This window comes from Nocardioides pocheonensis, assembly GCF_003725535.1.
Classification (GTDB): Bacteria; Actinomycetota; Actinomycetes; order Propionibacteriales; family Nocardioidaceae; genus Marmoricola; species Marmoricola pocheonensis.
On sequence record NZ_RJSF01000043.1, the window covers coordinates 119,796 to 137,171 of the forward strand.

Sequence of the window (17,376 nt, forward strand, 5' to 3'; positions counted from 1 at the left end):
TCGCCGGACGGCGTCGTCGAGGTCGATCGCATCAGCCAGGTCGAGCTCGCCGTGGACCCTGGAGGTGCCGGCGAAGGAGACCTGGTCGTGGTCGATGGCGAAGTACCGCTGCTCCGCTGACCGGTCGCGTTGCTCGGCGGCCAGCTCGGGCATGAACAACGCGATGGCTTGGTCGACCAGGCGTTGGGTCTGGGTGGGTCCGGTCTTGTGCGCGAACGGTGCCACTTGGGCGTCCACGAACCCAGCGGCCTCCTGGTTCAAGTGGAGGGTCGCGTCGGCGATCCGCTTGGCCCGCCACGGCGCCAACGATCCGGCCTGGACCCGTGCCCACGTCTTCGGCAACCGGTGCGCCAGCTCGAGGGCTTGGGCGACCAGGTTCCGACCGGATTCGATGGACAGTCCCAGGGCGGCGGCGAGCTCCCAGACCGCGAACTCGCTGACCAGCGGTGCACCTTCGCCGGCGATCGGGATGCCGGTGTCCCGACCGGTGCCGGTGACCAGCGTGGCTGCGTCGTCGAGGTCGTCGACCACATGGAGGTGCGCCCACTCGAGAACGGTGGCGAGGACGCGGGCTTCGGCTGCGTTCGCTTCGGCCCGGGCCTGCCGGATCGACCCGAGCACAGCACCAGCCGCGGTGGCGGCGTGGGTGCTGGTGGTCGGGTTCATGGTTCGAATCTAGGGGTGACCACCGACACTTTCGGCCCGGATTCGCCTTGCTAGTAGGGGAATTCGGAAGATTTCTCGAGAATCTTTCGCGGCCCGCCGCCGCCCTCGGGTCGGGTGGTTTCGGCAGGCTCAACCACCTCGGGCTGGGCTCAGCCGTCTGTGGTGGGGTCTCTGCCCCGGGGTGGTTTCGAGGCTCGCTGGCGCTCGCACCTCAACCACCGAGGCACCGCAGACCCGCGTCCGACAGCAGGACCCAGCCACGCGCCGGACCCCGTCGTCGCTGCCCGTCCCCCCGGCACAGACCGCTACCTGCCGAGCGTGGTGTCGAGGCTCGCTAGCGCTCGCACCTCAACCACCAATGCACCAGACCCGCGGCCGAGGGCGAGGCCGGGCCCGACGCCGTACCGCCTCGTCGCTGCCCGTTCCCCCGGCACAGACCGGAACCGCCGAGAGTGGTTTCGGCAGGCTCAACCAGCGGTGGCTGGGTCCCTGCCTGACGAGCGTGGTTTCGAGGCTCGCGGGCGCTCGCACCTCAACCGCCGACCCACAGAGCTGCCGCCGACAGCGAGGCCCGGCCCAACGCCGTACCCCGTCGTCGCCGCCCGTTCCCCGACACAGACCGCCACCCGAGAGCGTGGTTTCGGCAAGCTCAACCACCGAAGTGCAAGCTCAACCACCGAAGTGCAAGCTCAACCACCTGAGACCAAGCTCCATCACCCGCGAGCAGGCCCCGTCGAGAGCAGGCCCCCGCTCACTTCTCCTTCGACCGCACCCGGATCCCGCTGGCCGCCAGCGTGCTCAGGGGCACGGTGACCGCGCCGGAGGGGTCGGTGAAGAAGTCGTTGCCCTTGTCGTCGACGACGATGAAGGCGGGGAAGTCCTGGACCTCGATCTTCCAGACCGCCTCCATCCCGAGCTCGGCGTACTCCAGCACGTCGACCGACTTGATGCAGTCCTGGGCCAGCCGGGCGGCCGGGCCGCCGATCGAGCCGAGGTAGAAGCCGCCGTACTTCTGGCAGGCCTCGGTGACGACCTTCGAGCGGTTGCCCTTGGCCAGCATCACCATCGAGCCGCCCGCGGCCTGGAACTGGTCGACGTAGGAGTCCATCCGGCCGGCCGTCGTCGGGCCGAACGAGCCGGAGGCGTAGCCCTCGGGAGTCTTGGCCGGGCCGGCGTAGTAGACCGGGTGGTCCTTCAGGTACGCCGGCATCTCCTCGCCCGCGTCGAGCCGCTCCTTGATCTTGGCGTGCGCGATGTCGCGTGCCACGACCAGCGGCCCGGTGAGCGAGAGCCGCGTCTTCACGGGGTGCTTCGACAGCTCGGCGAGGATCTCGGCCATCGGCCGGTTGAGGTCGATCGGCACGACCTCGCCACCCTGGATGAGGTGCTCCTCAGTGGTGTCGGGGAGGTACTTCGCGGGATCGGTCTCGAGCTGCTCCAGGAAGACACCCTCCGGCGTGATCTTGCCCAGCGCCTGCCGGTCGGCCGAGCAGGAGACCGCGATCGCCACGGGGCAGGAGGCGCCGTGACGAGGCAGCCGCACGACGCGCACGTCGTGGCAGAAGTACTTGCCGCCGAACTGCGCGCCGATGCCGAAGGACTGGGTCAGCTTGAAGACCTCCTCCTCCAGCTCCAGGTCACGGAAGCCGTGGGCGCTCATCGACCCCTCGGTCGGCAGGTTGTCGAGGTAGTGCGCGCTGGCGTACTTCGCGGTCTTCAGTGCGAACTCCGCGCTGGTGCCGCCGATCACGATCGCGAGGTGGTACGGCGGGCAGGCGGCCGTGCCGAGCGAGCGGATCTTCTCGTCGAGGAACTCCAGCATCCGGGTGGGGTTCAGGACCGCCTTGGTCTCCTGGAACAGGAAGGACTTGTTGGCCGACCCGCCGCCCTTGGCCATGAAGAGGAACTTGTACTCGGGCTTCGCGCTGGTGGTTGAGCCTGCCGAAACCTGCGGCGTCGAGTAGATCTCGATCTGCGCCGGCAGGTTGGTCCCGGTGTTCTTCTCCTCCCACATGGTCAGCGGCGCGAGCTGGGAGTAGCGCAGGTTGAGCTTCGTGTAGGCGTCGTACACGCCCTGGCTGATCGACTCACCGTCGTCGGCACCGGTGAGCACGCCCTCCGACTTCTTGCCCATCACGATCGCGGTGCCGGTGTCCTGGCACATCGGCAGCACGCCGCCGGCGGAGATGTTGACGTTCTTGAGCAGGTCGAGCGCGACGAACCGGTCGTTGCCGCTGGCCTCGGGGTCGTCGATGATCCGCCGCAGCTGGCGCAGGTGCGCCGGCCGCAGGTAGTGCGCGATGTCGTGCATCGCCTCGGCGGTGAGCCTGCGGATCGCCTCCGGCTCCACCTTCAGGAACGTGCGTCCGTCCGCCTCGAACGTCGACACGCCCTCGGTGCTGACCAGCCGGTACGGCGTCTCGTCGGGGCCGGTCGGCAGCAGGTCGGCGTAGCGGAAGTCGGGCCCGGAAGCAGGTGCGGTGCTCACGAGGGGAGGGTATTCCGCCGCCGGCCGCGACTTCGACGGTGGGTGGCCGCGTGGACGGGTCCGGACGCGACGGGCGAGCAAGGAGGCGGAAGTAAAGCACCGGGATACAAACCCGGAGTCATTTCGGCGGAACTGGGCTGTGTGCTTTCTGTGAGAACGCCGGAATTGCCGTGGAGAATGTCCGCCTTTGGCCGGGAAATATCGACCGTCCTGTCACTCCCGAAACATCTAGACCGCTGCGATCGGACACGCGGGGCACGTCTTGCGGTACCGGAAATGCCGGATCGATAGTGGCGGGCGATGTCGGAGCCGACCCTCCCTTAGCGACGACGACATCAGCCGTCAATATTCCGTCTGTGTGGGGCAGGTGCATTTCCATGCGTTCCAGGTTCCTGGTTGCTCTCGTGGCCGTGGCAAGCGTCTTCATCGCGGCGTTCATGAATCCCGCGTCAGCGGTCGCGGCCCCGTCGCCCGCCGCTGAGGTGACCGCGACGCCGAGGCTGGCCGCGTGCGACTCCCCGCCCGCCTCGCCGGACGCGACCCCGGAGAACCGCGACCGGTTCGTCGGGCTCTGGTCGGCGCGGATCGCCGACAAGGCGTGGATGCAGAGCTATCTCGACGCCTCCTCCGTGCCTGCCGACATCCAGGCCGAGGGCTTCCACGCCATGAGCGCCGACGTGCAGATCTGGCTGGTCTCCTGCCTGGTCGACGACATGCTGACGCAGACCGGCGAGACGCCCGGCGCGGCGAAGTACAACCAGTACCTCAGCGGCATCAACGTGATGATCTTCGGCAAGGCCGAGATCCAGAAGCTCCGTCACGACCTCACCGCGCCCCCGCAGGACAGCGGCGACACCCTGCCGGTGAAGAAGGACCAGACCGCCGGCGAGCTCAAGGACATGACCAGCCACCTGGTGTCCCAGCCCAGCGTCACGTCCGCCGACCAGCCGAAGGCCGGCGTCAGTGCGCCCACCACCTCGGTCAGCAAGGACGCCGGCGGCTCCGCGTCCCCGCAGCTGCAGCAGCTGGCCGGTCAGCCGGCGATCACGCCGACCACCTCGAGCCCGGCCGCTCCGGCGCTCACGCCGAACCCGAACCTGACCGGGATCACGGTGCTCGACGACCTCGTCGGCATCCCGCTCGTGCAGCTGGTGCTCAAGGCGATCAACGAGCTGCTCCAGGTGGTCGCGAACATCCAGCAGAAGCTGTTCACCTTGCCGGTCGTCAACGTGCTGGCCTCCGCCTTCTACCGGATCTGCGCGGAGTCCCCGACGATGCCGCTGGCCTGCAGCGTGTCCCTGCCCGTCGGCGTCCCGATCCCGGCCGACGTCACCGGCGACAACCTGCCCGACGTGACCGGCACGCTTTTCCCGACCGTCAACCTGATCAAGGGTGACGTCGGCGCGAACTTCCTCGTGCAGCGGCTCTACCCGAACTCCGGCCCGCTGCCGGCGCACGTCTTCGCGGTCTACGACACGCCCTTCGTCAAGAAGCGGATCGAGTTCGGGTACGACGGCCGCGCCTCGACCCTGGCCAGGAACACCCAGACCGCCTTCAAGCTCAACAACGCGGTGGCCGCCCTCACCGGCGACATCTCCGTGTCCGCGGACGTCCAGAGCAACGACCCGGGCTCGACCGAGGCGCTCACCTTCGCGGTGAAGTCGCTGGTCGGCGGCTCGGCCGGCGTGCTGCCGACCGAGGCCGACCCGGTGACGGGCTCGGTGCAGATGAGCCCGTTCCCGAACACCTTCTCGGTGAGCGGCCACCTGACGCACGCCTCGTCGAAGGACGAGGACGTCTTCACGGTCGCGTCCTCGACGCCGACGCGGGTCGACGCGACGATCGACCAGCGGACCACGACGACCTCGCCGCAGAGCAGCCGCCGTTTCACCGCGACCGTCGACAAGCTGCCGACGTCGGTCACGCTCGACCTGGTCCACCAGGGTGAGAACCAGAGCATCGACTACTCCGCGAGCGCCCCCATCGACCTCGTCCGCGCCAGCGACACCGCCACCGGCGACGTGAGCCACCCCGGGTCCTTCACCCAGAGTGCCTACGAGGTCCACGGCGTGCCCACCAACGTCCACGTCGACCTCCAGGGCGCCCAGGACGTGAAGTACACCGCATCCGCCAAGATCCCCGAGGTCGACTTCTCGACCCGGACGCTCGTGGACAACAACCTGCAGCAGCAGGTCACGGCGAAGGCGCACCAGGTGCCGAAGTCGATCCACGTCACCAACCTCACGACCGCCGCCGACCAGAAGGTCGGGTACACCGCCGACGACAAGCTCGCGGATGTCGAGCTCGGCATGTACGACAAGGACGAGGCCGGCGTGGAGACCAACCTGGTCGCCAAGGCGACCGGCATCCCGACGCAGATGCAGTTCACCTCGACCAAGGCGACGGGTGCCTACGACTTCACGTCGAACACCGGTATCGACCTCATCGAGGCGACCCTGACCCGGAACAACGGCTCGATCCTGCCGATGCCCGGCCTGGACCACGCCACCGTCTACAAGCGCGGCGAGCAGCTCGGCGTGGACTTCCGGCTGAGCGGGTTCACCTCTGCCCACTTCGACGGGCACCAGAAGACCGACGTGGGCCTCGGGCTGAGCCCAGGTGGCCAGACCTTCGACGCGATCGCCGACATCGACGACCCGGGCACGGGACCCAACGTGCTGGCGACGGCACACGTCGGCGCGCTGCCCTCGTCGATGCAGGTGACCTTCGACCCGGACAACGGCAAGGCCACCTACCTGGCCTCGAGCGTGATCCCGCTGCTCACGGCGACGTTCACGGACCGCGACACCCTGATGTCCGGCGACGTGAAGCTGACCGACCTCCCGAAGAGCATCGGTCTGACCTTCAACACGAGCGGTGCCGTCCCGACGATCACGTACGACGCCGACTCGCGGCTCGGCTCGATCGAGGCGAACTACACCGAGAAGCCCGGTGGGCTGGTGATGCACGCGAAGATCAGCGATCTGCCGAAGTACATGAAGATCGGCGGGATCAACCCGATCGTCTTCGACGCGCGCGCGGCCGCTCCTGACCTGTCCGGCTCGTCGTACCTGGGCCAGATCTTCTTCCAGTACGGCACCGACGGCACGTTCGCCAGTGCGCCGACGACCGACGACCACGCCTACCTGGACACCAACACGGTGGACCGCACGCACGCGGAGCTGCTCTACAGCGGCCTGCAGCTGCTCAGCGTCGACACCGCGAACCAGGAGCTGCACGCCGAGGTGCGCAACACGGCGCCGCGGCTGTTCCGGGCCTACGTCACCACGCCGTCGGTGAGCCTGACCGGGTTCATCGACAAGGTGCCGGCCGACGTCAGGATCGACCAGGTCGACAAGGTCGTGACCTACGACGCCAGCTCGTCGATCAACGAGATCTACACCACCGTCGACCGCGCCAACGGCGACCACCTCGCCGTCGACGTCACCAGCATCCCGAAGAAGGTGTCGGTGCTGTTCGACGGCGGCAACGCCAAGCTGCAGTGGGACTCCTCGGCGGCTGCGGGCGGCTTCTCGGCGATCGCGCACCTGACGCCCTCCACCGTCGGCGGGACACGCGCCTTCGACGCGAGCCTGGGCATCAACTCGATCCCGACGCACTGGGACGCCTCCTGGGCGGACGGCAACGTGCTGTTCCAGGCGCCCTCCCCGGGCATCGGGTCGATCACGGCCCGCGTCACCAACCACGGCGCCTACCACGTCCTGGGCGGTGACCACCTGAGCGCGTTCTTCGACCAGACGGCCGGTGACGCGCCCGGCGACCTGGACGCCAGCCTGGCGATCAGCAACCTGACCAAGGCGTCGTTCGGAAAGATCACGAACGCCACCGGCGGCGGGTTCCAGGCGAACCTCGACATGGGCACCCACGGGGCGTTCGCCTTCAACGGCAACGTCACGCTGCCCGGCACGAAGCTGCTCGCCTCCGGCCAGTTCGACAACCTGCCGTCCCACATCTCGCTGAAGAGCGACAGCGGTCGGATCACCTACACCGGCGACACCAACCCGGACCTGACCCTCTCGGTGAAGGCCGGCACGCCGGCGGCGATCTCCGCGCTGCCGGCCGTGCCGATGGTCCACGGCGTCGCCGCACGCGATGCGACCGGCGGTGGCGGCAAGGCGTACGGCGCCAACGTGTACCTGACCGGCCTGCCGACGGGGCTCGACCTCAACACCCCGGCAGGGACGTACCAGGTCACCGGCTACCACCCGACCAACAACACCCTGCACATCGACGTCGCGCTCACCACGCTGGCCGCGCAGCCGCTCACGCTGCAGGCCCAGCAGGTGGTGCCGACGGCCAGCCCGGTGAACTTCACGTTCGGACCGTTCGTGAGCGCCACCGACGGGGCGGGCAACCACACGATGAGCCTCAACTACACGGCCAACCAGGACCTCGGTGCGTTGACGGCCGAGGCGACGTACGGCAACACCGACGACGCCAAGCTCGAGATCAGCGAGATCCCGAAGTCGATCTCGGTCAACACCAGCTTCGGTGCCGACCAGAAGACCGTCGGGGTCGCGATGAACCACGGGATCAGCGGCATCACCGCCTCCTACAAGAAGGTCGGCGAGCTGAACTTCGCGGCGTCGGTGCACCTCGGTGACGTGCCGAGCGCGGTCAACCTGACCATCGGCCGGGCCACCGCCTCGGGCGACGGCAAGGACGTCGCGACGCCGGACTTCACGTTCACCGCGAGCCAGCCGGGTCTGGACATCCAGGCCGCCGCGACGGCCGAGATCGCCACGCCGGTCAGCGCCGACGCAGCGGTGTCCCTCGAGGTCGCCGACATGGGCAGCACGGTCACCGGCCAGCTCGACGGCACCACGCTGAAGATCAACTCGGCGCCGAAGACCGCGAAGTTCCTGATCCAGGGAGCGGGCAAGGTCGACTTCGGCACGGGTCTGGACTTCGAGGCCGGACCGTTCAAGAACACCGGCCACCTCGATGCCGACATCAAGATCCACCAGCTCACGCTGGGCTTCGAGAACGCCGGCTACCTCCAGCTGGACCTGGGGCTCACGACCGGACTCAAGGGTGACTACGACACCTTCACCTTCGGTCTGGACACGGACACCACGATCACGCTCCAGGACACCCTGGACTTCTCGATCGGCACACCGTTCGGCGACGCGTCGTTCAACCTCTTCGACGTGCCGACGACGGTCATCCCGCTGCACAACGTGATCGACCACTTCCGGCTGGCGAGCAACACGATGCAGACGCTGTTCACGATCCCGGTGATCGACGTCGGGCTCGGCTACTGCGGGTTCGACGTGAACATCCGGCCGTTCGCGTACGGCGACACCAACGGATCGTCGTTCACGCTCGGCCAGCCGCCGGCGGACGACAACCCGTCGGCCTGGCTGATCATGCCGAACCCGAACCTGCTGGGCTTCAGCCTGCCGGACTTCGTGCTCGACATCGTCATGTACTTCACCTCGCCGTACGGCCACGACATCGGCGGAGACCTGGGCTGCCACAGCAGGATCTAGGCCTTCCCGCGCGGTCCTGGGAGACCAGCGGCGGCGCCGCGGACGTGGGGTCCGCGGCGTCGCCGCCTCACCGGCGTCGCCGCCTCACCAGACGGAGATCTCGGTGCTGAGGCTCTCGTCGAGACCGGTCGGCGACCGCACACGCAGGTAGCGGGCGGTCGTCCGGCCCGGCGGCTCCACGGCGTACGCCGAACCGAAGCCGGTGGCCAGGCTCTGCCAGGTCGTGCCGTCGCGTGAGGTCTCGACCAGGAACTGGCCGCTGAAGCCGCGGACCACCACCAGGCTCAGAGCGCGCGGGGACCCCAGGTCCACGGCGGCGCCGGAGACCGTCCCGCCGCCGCTGAGCCCTGCCGGCCGGCTCAGGTCGCCGTCGGTCTCGGCGCACGCCCCGAAGGCGCCGACCGTCCCGGCAGCGCCGATGACGGGAGCGCAGGGGCGGCCGCGCGAGGGAGGGGCGACGGCGCGCCCGGGGACCGGCAGCCGCGGCGAGAGGTAGCTGGCGCGCACCTTGCCGGCGCCGCTGCCACCGGGGAGGTCGGTGCCGGCGCTGACCGCCGCCGCGCCGTGCACGTCCTCGAGGAGACGCGGATCGACGTCCGCGCGGCTGCCCGACGCCGGCTGGGTCCAGAGCGCGGCTCCGCTGCGGACGTCGGAGAGCTGCACCGAGTAGCCGGTGCCCTTGCCCGCCGGGGCCGGCAGCGGCCGCCAGGAGAGCCGGACCCGGCCGGGCTGAGCCGAGATCCGGGCGCCGAGGTTCCACAGCCGGGCGTCGGGCACGGTCACGCTGGTGTCCTCGGTGGTGAAGCTGACCGTCGTGCTCGTCTGCGAGGAGCGCCCGGAGAAGACCACGTTCATCGTGGCCTTCGTGCCGAGCGAGCCCTGGGTGTCGGAGCCCTTCAGCTCGAAGCGGTAGCGGCCGTCGGCATCGGTGGTCGCCGTGCGCGCCTTCTCGCAGATCGCCGGCGGGTCGGGGGCGAAGCAGATCGTCGAGAGCGTGCCGACCGCGAGCACGCTGCCGAAGATCACCTGCCCGATGTCGGCCTGCCTGACCAGCACCACGTGGGCATGGGCGAGGGGCTTGCCGGACGCGTCCAGGGCACGTCCGGACACCGACACCGAGCTGTGCGGGTCGACCGAGCTGAATCCGCACCCGGCCACCGCAAGACCGAGTACGGTGACGACCGCGGGCACCTCCCTGCGCATGCCCGTCAACGTAGACCAGCTCGCACCCGCTGGAGGGCACCTCATGCGAACCCTTCCCAGGACTGCGGCCGTTTTCGCCGCATTCCTGCTCATTCCCGTGGCGGGATGCTCGTCATCCGACGACAAGCCGTCCTCCGGCATGACCCGGATGACGGTCGACTGCAAGCAGTACGCCGACACCGCGAAGAAGATCACCGACGCCCAGTCGGAGCTCTACAACCCGGCCGGCGGCAGCTCCGGGACGCAGGCCGTGGACGACCTGCTCGGCGAGCTCGCCGGGCTCGAGAAGGGCGCTCCGTCGGACGTGAAGGCCGCGCTCGTCGAGATGAGCGACGCGTTCCGCAAGGCCCAGAACGTGATGTCACACCCGTCGCAGGACGACGCGGCAGCTCTCGCCGCGCTCGGACCGAAGCTGTCGAAGGACAGCCAGAAGATCACCGCGTACGTCGTGTCGCGCTGCCACTGAACGCGCTGCCACTGAACGCAGGGCCACTGACCGCCGCTGCGATCAGCCAGGGGAGACGGCGCTCCAGGCCGACGCCCACACCCGGCCGGTGCTGCCGTCGTCGGTCAGCAGCAGCACCGCGTCGTCGTCGGCGGCGACGGTGACCTGGGTGTCGCCGGTGCTGCGCGGGGTGACCGGCAGCGCCAGCGGCTGCCAGCCACCGTCGGCCGTGCCCGTCCACGCGCGGTAGCGGTCGCCGTCGCTGACGGTTGCCAGGAGGGTGCCGTCGCGCGCGACGAGACCGCTGACGAAGGGAGGCTCGCCGCCTCCCGTGGCGAGCCGGCCGAAGGACCCCGCAGCCCGCCAGACTCCATCCGTCCGCCGCCAGAGGCCGAAGTGGCGGTCGCGGATGCCCGCCGCCACCAGGCCGGCCCGGTCGGTGACGACGCGCTCGAGATCGGCGAAGCCGCCCGTCGTCGCGGGAACCTCCTGCCGGGTCCAGCGGGTGCCGTCGGGCGAGGTCCAGGCGAGGGGAGCGGGGGCGGCTCGGTCCGGCGTCTCCGCCCGGCCGACGACCGTCCACCCGGTGCCGTCGGCGACCTGGTCGAGCACGCTGGTGCGGTGACCGGCGTCGCTGCTGAGGGCCGGGTCGTGCTCGAGGATCCGGAAGGACGTCGCATCCGAGGATGTCCACACCGCGCCGCCGGTGAGCCGGTTGCCGACGATCAGCCAGCCGGCGGGCCCGGCCGCGACCCGGCGTACGCTCACGGCCGCGGGACCGCCGAACAGCTCGAAGGGCGCCCGCGCGTCGACGAGGGTGCCGTCGGCCCGCAGGTACCAGCTCGTGGTGCGCGGGTTGCCGTGCGCGCCTCCGGAGCGGGCGCCGAGGGCGGCCACGTGGCCGTCGCGACAGGCCACCGAGCCGAGGATCGCCCGGCGGGCGTAGTACGCCGACGGTGCCAGCGCGACCGGCTCCCACGTCCGGAGGTCGTCGCTCTGCCAGGCCGCGGGACGGCTCGCGCCGTCAGGTCCGAGCACGGCCCCGACGACGTACCAGGTGCCGTCGCACACGGCTGCGTCCCGGACCGCGACCCGGCCCGCCGGTCCGGGCGGGACCGGGAGCGTGATGGCGCGCCAGGCCGGGCGGAGGGTCGTCGGGCGCTCGACGTCGCCGGCAGAGCTGCAGGCAGCGAGGAGACTGGCCGTCAGGGCGAGGGCGACGACGGCGGACCAGCGCTTCACGGCACCGACCGTACGACGACACGAGGGCCCCGAGCCCGCCCTTTCGGCTGTGCTAGCGTCCGGGCATCCACCACGGGAGCCCGCGGCAGCGGGCTGAGAAGGAGCTGGAGCCGCTCCGACCGTCGAACCTGATCCGGGTCATGCCGGCGAAGGAAGCGAGGAGCTGCCGTGTTGCCGAACCTCTTCTGCCTGGTCGACGCGGGCGCCGACCCGAGCGTGCTCGCCGAGCTTGCCGCCACCGGTGTGCCCGGCTTCCAGGTCCGAGCCAAGGGGCTCACCGACGCCGACCTGCTGGGCCTCACCCGGGCCGTGGTCGGCGCCGTCCGGATGCACGGTGCCACCGTCGTGGTCAACGACCGGCTCGACGTGGCCATGGCGGCAGGCGCCGACGGCGTGCACCTCGGGCGCGACGACCTGCCGGTCGCGGCGGCCCGGCGGCTGGCGCCCGCGCTCCTCGTGGGCGCCACCTGCCGCGACCGGAACCAGGCCGAGGCCGCGGCCCGCGACGGCGCGGACTACGCCGGCTTCGGGCCGGTGTTCGCGACCTCGAGCAAGGCCGGTCTGCCGGCGCCCCTGGGACTCGAGGCCGTGACCGCGGCCGCCGGCGTCCTGCCCCTGGTCGCGATCGGCGGCATCGAGCCCGCCACCGCGCGCGCCGCCCGCGAGGCGGGCGCCCACGGCGTGGCCGTGATCGGCGCGATCTGGCGACAACCCGATCCCGTGGTGGCGGCGAAGGAGCTCCTCGAAGCGGTCGCCTGATGCGGGTCGCGGTCCTCGGCGCCGGCATCATCGGCCTCTTCTGCGCCGACGAGCTGATTCTGCGCGGGCACGAGGTCACCGTCGTCGACCCCCGCCCGGCGTCCGGAGCGTCGTACGCCGCGGCCGGGATGCTCGCCCCGTCCGCCGAGGTGTGGCACGGCGAGGAGGCGCTGCTCGCGCTCGGGCTCCGCAGCCTCGACCTGTGGCCCGAGGCCGCAGCCCGCCTCGGCGTGCCCCTGCAGACGACCGGCACGCTGCTGGTCGGCGCCGACCACGGTGACCTGCAGCAGGTCGAGCGGCAGCGTGCGCTGCTGGAGAAGCACGGGCGCGAGGTCGCGGTCCTCGACCGGCGGGCCCTGCGCGACGAGGAACCGGAGCTCGGTCGCACCGTCATCGGCGGCGTCCTCCTCCGCGACGACCCGAGCGTCGACCCGAGGGCCGTGCTCGCCGCACTGCTCGCTCGCGTGCCGGTGGTCCCCGACGATCCGGGGAGTGCCGACCTCGTGGTGGTCGCGACCGGGTCGGTCCTGCCGGCTCCGTTCACCTCGCTGGTGCGCGGAGTGCGGGGCGAGATCGTCCGCGCCCGAGGCGGCTCGGTGCCGGCGCGGACGGTGCGCGGCTGGGTGCACGGCGAGCCGGTGTACGTCGTCCCGCGACCCTCGGGCGAGGTCGTGATCGGCGCGACGTCGGAGGAGCACGACGCCGAGCCGGTCCCGACGGTCGGCGGCGTGCTCCGGCTGCTCCGCGCCGCCCGCGAGCTCGTGCCGGGGCTCGACCGGGCGGAGGTCACCGAGGTGATCGCGCGCGACCGGCCCGCCACCGCCGACAACCTGCCCCTCGTCGGTCCGTCGGGCGTCGACGGGGTGGTGCTCGCGGCCGGCCACTTCCGGCACGGTGTGCTGCTCGCACCCCTCACCGCCCAGCTCATCGCCGACCACGTCGAGACCGGCCGCATCGAGCCTGGGCTCGACCCCCGTCGGCTGACCAGGGCAGGGGCCCTTCGATGACGATCGTCCTCAACGGAGCCGACGCCCCGGGCGCAGCCAGCGTCGCCGACCTCCTGGAACGTCACCTCGGCGTCCGGGAGCCGCACGGCGTCGCCGTCGCGGTCGGGGGCGAGGTGGTGCCCCGGTCGGGCTGGCCGTACCGGTCGCTGCCGGAGGGCTCCGTGGTCGAGATCGTCACGGCGGTGCAGGGCGGATGAGCGTCACGATCGCCGGCCGCGAGCTCGGCTCCGCGCTGTTCCTGGGCACGGGCGGACTGCCCAGCCTGGCGCTGCTCGATCCCGTGCTCGTGGCCGCCCGCCCGGGTCTCGTCACCGTGTCGGTACGCCGCACGTCCGCCGCCCAGGAGGGGGGCCTGCTCGACGTGCTGCGCCGCACCGGCGTACCGCTGCTCCCGAACACCGCCGGGTGCACCAGTGCCCGCGAGGCCGTGCTGACCGCGCGCCTGGCGCGCGAGGCCCTGGAGACGACCTGGGTGAAGCTGGAGGTCATCGGCGACGAGGCCAGCCTGATGCCCGACGCACTCGAGCTCGTCGATGCGGCGGAGACGCTGGTGCGCGACGGCTTCGTGGTGCTGCCCTACACCACCGACGACCCGGTGCTGGCCCGGCGGCTCGAGGACGTCGGCTGCGCGGCCGTGATGCCGCTCGGCTCGCCGATCGGGTCGGGGCTGGGCGTGCTCAACCCGCACGCGATCGAGGCGGTCGTCGCGGCGGTCTCGGTGCCCGTCGTGCTCGACGCCGGCGTCGGCACGGCGAGCGACGCCGCCCTGGCGATGGAGCTCGGCTGCTCGGCGGTGCTCGCCGCCACGGCGATCACGCGGGCCGACGACCCGGTGACGATGGCCCGCGCTCTCCGGCTCGGGGTCGAGGCAGGGGCAGCGGCACGCGCGGGCGGTCGGATCCCGCGGCGCACGACGGCGCGCGCGTCGAGCCCGACGACGGGGCGGATCGGATGAACATCCCGCGCCTGCTGCTCCTCACAGACCGGTCCCAGCTCCCCGCGGGTCGAGGACTGATCGACGCCGTGCGCGCCTGTGCCGGCGCCGGTCTGACCCACGTCGTCGTCCGCGAGCACGACGTGCCACCCCCGCGCCGCGAGCGCCTGGTCACCGCTCTGGCCGCCGTCGACGGCCTGACGGTGCTGTCCTCGCGGCTCCCGGCCGAGGCTGCTGCCGGACTGCACCTGTCCGCCGATCAGGCGCAGCCGCCGTCCGGGTGGTTCGGCCGGTCCTGCCACGACCTGGGCGAGGTTCGGCGCGCGGCGGCGGAGGGGGCGGCCTACGCGACGCTGTCCCCGTTCGCCGCCACGGCGAGCAAGCCGGACTACGGACCTCCGGTCGCCCGGGTCGACTACGCCGGCCACCACGGCGTACCGGTCCTCGCGCTGGGCGGGATCGATCCCGGCAACGCCGCGGACGCCCGCGCCGCCGGCGCGCACGGTGTCGCGGTGATGGGCTGCGTCATGCGCGCCGCCGATCCCGCATTGGTCGTGCGTGCGCTGCTGAGGGAGGTCGGCGCGTGAGCCGGTTGGCCCCGCCACCGGTCGTGCTCGCGGTGGCCGGCACCGACTCCGGAGGCGCGGCCGGGCTCGCCGCCGACCTGACCACGATCGCCGACCTCGGCGCCCACGGCGCCTGCGTGGTCACGGCCGTCACGGCCCAGGACACGGCCGCCGTCCATGCCGTCCATGCCCTGCCGGCGACGATGGTGGCCGCGCAGCTCGACGCGGTGCTCGACGACCTGCCGGTCGCCGGCGTGAAGACCGGCATGCTCGGCAGCGCCGAGGTCGTCACGCTGGTGGCCGAGCGGCTCGGTGGCCGAGGGATCCCACTGGTGGTCGACCCCGTGCTCGTCGCGACCTGCGGAGCCGTGCTCGGTGACGAGCAGGTCGCCCGCGCCTACGTCGAGCAGCTGCTCCCCTTCGCCAGCGTCGTCACCCCGAACCTCGACGAAGCCCGCGCTCTCCTCGGCGCGAACCAGCCGGCGGAGCGCCTCGCCTCGATGCTGTCCCGCCTGGGACCCGCGGTGGTGCTCACCGGAGGCGTCTCGTCCGGTACCTGCACCGACTGGGTCGCCGAGCCCGGGGAGGAGCCCGTCGCCCTGCGCCACGCCGCCGTGGAGACGACGAGCGACCACGGCACCGGCTGCACCTTCAGCGCGGCGCTCACCGTGCACCTCGCCCATCGCGTCCCCCTGACCGTCGCCGTCCGCCGGGCCGCGACGTACACCGCTGCCCAGCTGCAGCTGAGCCGGCACTGGGGCCTCGGCCGCGGCCGAGGCCCGATCGCCCACACCTGAGCGGCCACACCTGTTCGCCCCACCCCGATCGTCGACCACCAGGAGAGCCATGACCGTCCACGAAGCCCACACCCGCGTCCTCGTCGAAGGACCGCGCCCCGACGTCCGGGTGCCGGTCACGCGGGTCGCGCTCACCAACGGCGAGACCTTCGACCGCTACTGCACGGAGGGGCCCGGGTCTGCTCCGGAGGCCGGGCTGCCGCGGCTCCGCGCCGCCTGGATCGAGGAACGCGCCGACACCGAGCCGTACGACGGTCGCGATACCGACCTGCTCGACAACGGCCGCGCGGCCGTGCGCCGTGGGGCGGCCCGTGAGGAGTGGCCCGGCGCCCAGGCCCGCCCGCGGCGAGCCGTCGGAAGTCGGCGGGTCACGCAGCTGCACTACGCCCGCGCCGGGATCGTGACGCCGGAGATGGAGTACGTCGCCGTTCGCGAGGGCTGCGACGTCGAGCTGGTCCGCAGCGAGGTGGCCGCCGGCCGCGCGATCATCCCGGCCAACGTGAACCACCCGGAGTCCGAGCCGATGATCATCGGCCGCCGCTTCCTCGTGAAGGTCAACGCGAACATCGGCAACAGCGCGGTGACCAGCAGCATCGCCGAGGAGGTCGACAAGCTCACGTGGGCGGTGACCTGGGGAGCGGACACGGTGATGGACCTCTCCACCGGCGACGACATCCACACCACCCGCGAGTGGATCCTGCGCAACTCCCCGGTGCCGATCGGCACCGTCCCGATCTACCAGGCACTGGAGAAGGTCGACGGCCAGGCCGACCGGCTCACCTGGCAGGTGTTCCGGGACACCGTCATCGAGCAGTGCGAGCAGGGCGTCGACTACATGACGATCCACGCCGGCGTGCTGCTGCGCCACGTGCCGCTCACCGCCGACCGGGTCACCGGCATCGTCTCGCGTGGCGGTTCGATCATGGCCGGGTGGTGCCTGGCCCACCACGAGGAGAACTTCCTCCACACCCACTTCGACGAGCTCTGCGAGATCTTCGCCCGGTACGACGTCGCGTTCAGCCTCGGCGACGGCCTGCGTCCCGGCTCGGTCGCCGACGCCAACGACGCCGCCCAGCTCGCCGAGCTGCGCACGCTCGCCGAGCTGACGACCCGGGCCTGGGAGCACGACGTCCAGGTGATGGTCGAGGGCCCCGGCCACGTGCCCCTGAACCTGGTGGAGGAGAACGTCGTGCTCCAGCAGGACTGGTGCCACGGCGCGCCGTTCTACACGCTCGGGCCGCTCGCCACCGACATCGCGCCCGGTTACGACCACATCACCAGCGCGATCGGCGCTGCCACGATCGCCATGCACGGCACGGCGATGCTCTGCTACGTCACGCCCAAGGAGCACCTCGGCCTGCCGAACCGCGACGACGTCCGCACCGGTGTGGTCACCTACAAGCTGGCCGCGCACGCCGCGGACGTCGCCAAGGGCCATCCCGGTGCCCGAGCCTGGGACGACGCGCTCAGCAGGGCCCGCTTCGAGTTCCGCTGGCGCGACCAGTTCGCCCTCGCGCTCGACCCGCAGACCGCGGAGTCCTTCCACGACGAGACCCTGCCCGCCGAGAGCGCGAAGACCGCCCACTTCTGCTCGATGTGCGGTCCGAAGTTCTGCTCGATGCGGATCTCCCAGGACGTCCGTGACCGCTTCGGTTCCGGGGTCGACGCGGAAGCAGGGATGAGGCAGAAGGCGGCCGAGTTCCTCGAGCTCGGGGGGTCGGTCTACGTCGAGCGCTGACCGCGTGGCGGTCGCGGC

The 17,376-nt window shown here is 71.4% G+C and carries 13 protein-coding genes and 1 riboswitch; of the genes, 9 read left to right on the forward strand and 4 right to left on the reverse strand.

Going from position 1 to position 17,376, the window contains the following annotated elements; all coding sequences use genetic code 11:
• Both EFL26_RS16515 and EFL26_RS16520 read right to left on the reverse strand, forming a co-directional pair.
• Positions 1-666, reverse strand: a 666-nt coding sequence (locus EFL26_RS16515) for a DUF222 domain-containing protein (protein WP_123224008.1), incomplete at its 3' end; no start/stop codon positions are given.
• Between the two features lie 751 nt (positions 667-1,417).
• Complete coding sequence (locus EFL26_RS16520) at positions 1,418-3,154, reverse strand: fumarate hydratase (RefSeq protein ID WP_123224009.1); 1,737 nt, start codon at positions 3,152-3,154, stop codon at positions 1,418-1,420.
• 377 nt (positions 3,155-3,531) lie between these two features.
• Here EFL26_RS16520 and EFL26_RS16525 point away from each other — a divergent pair, with 377 nt between their 5' ends.
• A complete protein-coding gene (locus EFL26_RS16525; RefSeq protein ID WP_148046749.1) occupies positions 3,532-8,667 on the forward strand; it encodes a hypothetical protein in 5,136 nt (1,711 codons plus the stop codon).
• Positions 8,668-8,751: 84 nt separating this feature from the next.
• Here the strand turns inward: EFL26_RS16525 and EFL26_RS16530 are convergent, their stop codons facing one another.
• On the reverse strand, positions 8,752-9,870 hold the full coding sequence (locus EFL26_RS16530; protein ID WP_123224011.1) for a hypothetical protein: 1,119 nt from the start codon (positions 9,868-9,870) through the stop codon (positions 8,752-8,754).
• Between the two features lie 139 nt (positions 9,871-10,009).
• Here EFL26_RS16530 and EFL26_RS16535 point away from each other — a divergent pair, with 139 nt between their 5' ends.
• Positions 10,010-10,336, forward strand: a complete 327-nt coding sequence (locus tag EFL26_RS16535; RefSeq protein WP_123224012.1) for a hypothetical protein — start codon at positions 10,010-10,012, stop codon at positions 10,334-10,336.
• 42 nt (positions 10,337-10,378) lie between these two features.
• Here EFL26_RS16535 and EFL26_RS16540 read toward each other — a convergent pair whose 3' ends face one another.
• Complete coding sequence (locus EFL26_RS16540) at positions 10,379-11,557, reverse strand: hypothetical protein (protein WP_123224013.1); 1,179 nt, start codon at positions 11,555-11,557, stop codon at positions 10,379-10,381.
• Between the two features lie 62 nt (positions 11,558-11,619).
• Positions 11,620-11,730: riboswitch (TPP riboswitch) on the forward strand.
• On the opposite strand from EFL26_RS16540, the gene thiE reads away from it, so the two are divergent.
• From thiE to thiC, 7 genes are all read left to right on the forward strand, one after another.
• Entirely contained in the window at positions 11,726-12,316 is a 591-nt protein-coding gene (thiE, locus tag EFL26_RS16545) for a thiamine phosphate synthase (protein ID WP_123224014.1), read from the forward strand. Its footprint overlaps the riboswitch before it by 5 nt.
• On the forward strand, positions 12,316-13,323 hold the full coding sequence (locus tag EFL26_RS16550) for an FAD-dependent oxidoreductase (protein ID WP_123224015.1): 1,008 nt from the start codon (positions 12,316-12,318) through the stop codon (positions 13,321-13,323). The genes thiE and EFL26_RS16550 overlap by 1 nt, the downstream gene beginning before the upstream one ends.
• Positions 13,320-13,520, forward strand: coding sequence for a sulfur carrier protein ThiS (thiS, locus tag EFL26_RS16555; protein ID WP_123224016.1), 201 nt, complete (start codon positions 13,320-13,322; stop codon positions 13,518-13,520). Before EFL26_RS16550 ends, thiS begins: the two co-directional genes overlap by 4 nt.
• Positions 13,517-14,278, forward strand: a complete 762-nt coding sequence (locus EFL26_RS16560) for a thiazole synthase (protein WP_123224017.1) — start codon at positions 13,517-13,519, stop codon at positions 14,276-14,278. Before thiS ends, EFL26_RS16560 begins: the two co-directional genes overlap by 4 nt.
• A complete protein-coding gene (locus EFL26_RS16565; protein WP_123224018.1) occupies positions 14,275-14,844 on the forward strand; it encodes a thiamine phosphate synthase in 570 nt (189 codons plus the stop codon). The genes EFL26_RS16560 and EFL26_RS16565 overlap by 4 nt, the downstream gene beginning before the upstream one ends.
• A complete protein-coding gene (gene thiD, locus EFL26_RS16570; RefSeq protein WP_246000236.1) occupies positions 14,841-15,620 on the forward strand; it encodes a bifunctional hydroxymethylpyrimidine kinase/phosphomethylpyrimidine kinase in 780 nt (259 codons plus the stop codon). The genes EFL26_RS16565 and thiD overlap by 4 nt, the downstream gene beginning before the upstream one ends.
• A 49-nt stretch (positions 15,621-15,669) precedes the next feature.
• A complete protein-coding gene (thiC, locus tag EFL26_RS16575; RefSeq protein WP_123224019.1) occupies positions 15,670-17,358 on the forward strand; it encodes a phosphomethylpyrimidine synthase ThiC in 1,689 nt (562 codons plus the stop codon).
• Positions 17,359-17,376 lie beyond the last annotated feature (18 nt).